The organism is Bradyrhizobium sp. 76 (assembly GCF_023073025.1).
In the GTDB taxonomy this organism is placed as follows: Bacteria; Pseudomonadota; Alphaproteobacteria; order Rhizobiales; family Xanthobacteraceae; genus Bradyrhizobium.
In genome coordinates this window covers 1-2780 of record NZ_JADPIS010000111.1, presented here as the reverse complement: position 1 = coordinate 2780, position 2780 = coordinate 1, and the positions used below count along the sequence as shown (strand labels likewise).

At 56.6% G+C, this 2780-nt stretch carries 2 protein-coding genes; one reads left to right on the top strand and one right to left on the bottom strand.

Translation table 11 applies throughout. From position 1 onward, the window contains the following. Window positions 1–123 precede the first annotated feature (123 nt). Entirely contained in the window at window positions 124–1611 is a 1488-nt protein-coding gene (locus IVB48_RS32395; RefSeq protein ID WP_247406509.1) for a pentapeptide repeat-containing protein, read from the bottom strand. A gap of 677 nt (window positions 1612–2288) precedes the next feature. On the opposite strand from IVB48_RS32395, the gene IVB48_RS32390 reads away from it, so the two are divergent. Next, on the top strand, window positions 2289–2780 hold a 492-nt coding region (locus IVB48_RS32390), incomplete at its 3' end, for a transposase (protein WP_247406506.1).

The window sequence follows — 2780 nt, the reverse complement described above, 5'->3', positions numbered from 1 at the left end:
CAGCCCTCCAAGAGCCGACCACCCATGAATCATTGAAAAATTGATTCGGGAATCCTATAAAACGAGACAAAATCAACAATCTGCCAAAGTAGTGCTAGATCGCCATGCGCATTTCGGCTTAAATCAGCTCGATCCCTCTCGACCGCGTCTCATTAGCGATGAGAAGTCAGCCAGATACTCTGAAGGTTTGTATTTCTGATCTTCCACGTCCTTCAAAGCAGCCTGGAGCCCAGGACATCTGTCTGCAAAGAACGGCGGTTCAAACGTCGTTATCATTGCATCCGAGAAGTCTGTTTTTACAAAGCTTGCCTGGAAAGGTGAAATTCCACTCAAGTTAGTCTTGCAGAGCGAGGATTGATTCATTCGAACGTATGCCGTACGGGCTGCTTCCAGGTTGCTGCCAGTCATTCCTGCCGCAATATATGACTGAACAAGGTTGGCTCCCTCGAAATTGGCGCGGTTCAAAGCCATGGACTGCGGAGGATCACCGGTAATCATTGAGCGATATAGGTACGCCTGCGAAAAATCTGAATCATCGATATCGCAATCGCGTATAAACGCACAGCGCGCACGGAAGCCGCGCAACTGGGCGGATCGCATCGTGCTCTCGAAGATCGAAATGGCTTCCCCTGATGCGCGAGATAGATCAGCTCCATCGAGCTGGCAAGAACGCACTGATACTCCGTTCAACACCGCGCCGACGAGGTTGGCATTGGCGAGGTTTACGGACAGAAGTCGCGCCTCCGATAGATCTGCCTCGTCGAGCTCCGCCTTCGCAAGATTTGAGAGGCTGAAATCCGCAAAGGGGGCGCTCAGCGCTTTGGCCAGAATGCGACCGCTCGCCTTTGAAAGCCTGAGATAGGGAAGATGAGCGTCTTCTAGCACTAGCTGATCGATCGAAGTGGGGCGGACGATTGATAGAAACTCGCCCCTTGACTGCGAGAGAGAGCTGCCGGTCAGATGCGCCTTCGTCATCGTAACTTGGTTTAGCTTGGCAAAATGGAAGGACGAGCAAGGCAGGTAGCATTCATTGATGGTCGATCCTTGCAGTTCGGCGCCATCAAAGACAGCCTGGCTCGCGTCACATTGATAGAAGAGGACGCCACTTAGGACTGCGTTGTCGAAACGGGTCCTTCGCATGCTGCACCCGTGGAATAGGCTACCGGTTGCATCGATGAGATTGCGCAAACTTGCATCATCGAAATTGCAGACCTGCGCGGCAATAGCATGCATATACGCAAAGTCGAGCTTGGCTCCGCGGAAACTTGCGCGCTCTAATCCCGGGCAAATGAGGTTGGCCTCGGACAGATCGGCTCCATCCAGCTTCGCTCCGTGAAGTTGCGCACGATTGAGGATGCATCGCCGCAACGGAAATCCGGATAGATCGTGGCCGGTGAAATTCTCGCAAGATAGCCGCAGGCCGATGCCGGTCTTCTTGATCGCGTCCTCGGTTCGCCTTCCCACCGCAGCCAACGCAGACGCCCGATCACTGTTTCGGCTCCAGTAGCGGACAAAGTCACCGTCTGCCGAGGACTGGCTTACCGCCGTTGCGCGGATTCCGAGCTCCTCACGCACGCTGAAGTGGCTATTGGTATCGATGGCTTGCGTCATTGTCGACACTTTCCATTCTCGATGACGAGCGCACTTTCTCAGCCTCGTTTGCGGGGCGCTTTTTGCATGGCCCGCCTGTTTGAGGTAGCCAAGGTTTGCCGCGAGCGCCTCTTGGGATTTCTTTCTGCGACTTAAGCATCATCCCTCATCAGGATCTAACTTACCTGACCGGGCCTCTTGAATGTGCCATGACGAACCGACACGCACGAAAAGCCTAAGCAAGTTGCAGCAGACGGAGTTGATCTCCCGGGACGTCACCCTCGCGTACTTAATCAGTCCGTCGACAGTCGAGCGAAAAACGCCGCAACTTCGGCTACCCCCGAGTTCGTGCTTCTAACAGTCTGCCTCACGATGCACTTCAATAGCAACGTCTGTGCCAGTCCCTCATCTATCCTGATAGACGTTGAATCATTGTCTAGAAACGGCGCTCGGCAGAAGCCGTCGGGGCTTTGGTAACTGACAAGGACGCGCGTCCTGTCACAAACCGGACAATGGTTCACAACGCTCGTAACAGCGGGTCCTGCTTGTTCTCTATCGATTCGACCACAAGTGCGATGTCCCTTTCCGTGACCGTCGAGTGAGCTATCGCCCAAAGTTGGTGACGGCGGGAATCGGGAAGGCGGTATATCGTGGGGGTGCTTGACGCCTCCACTTCTCCACCGAAGGAGCGATATGCCGTGTCCAACGATAACGTCATCCAACTGATTCAGCCAGGAATCTTCGACGACCAACTCACAGAAGTCTTGCGCAGCGGGGCACGTGCCCTTCTCGCCAAGGCGGTCGAAGCCGAGGTCGCGGACTTTCTCGGCCAGCATGCCGATTTGAAGACCCCGGACGGCCACCAGCGCGTCGTCCGCCACGGCCACCTGCCGGAGCGCGAGGTGATGACCGGTATCGGTCCGGTCGCCGTCCGCCAGCCGCGTGTACGCGATCGCGAGGCCGCCGCCACCGATCCTGGCCGCATCCGGTTCGCGCCGTCGATCCTGCCGCCCTACATGCGCCGCTCGAAGTCGATCGAGACGCTGCTGCCGATCCTTTACCTGAAGGGGATCTCGACCGGCGACTTCTCGGAGGCGCTGGCTGCGCTGCTCGGCAAGGATGCTGCCGGGTTGTCGGCATCCGCCATCGGTCGCCTGAAGGATGGCTGGCTCGACGAGCACGCCGCGTGG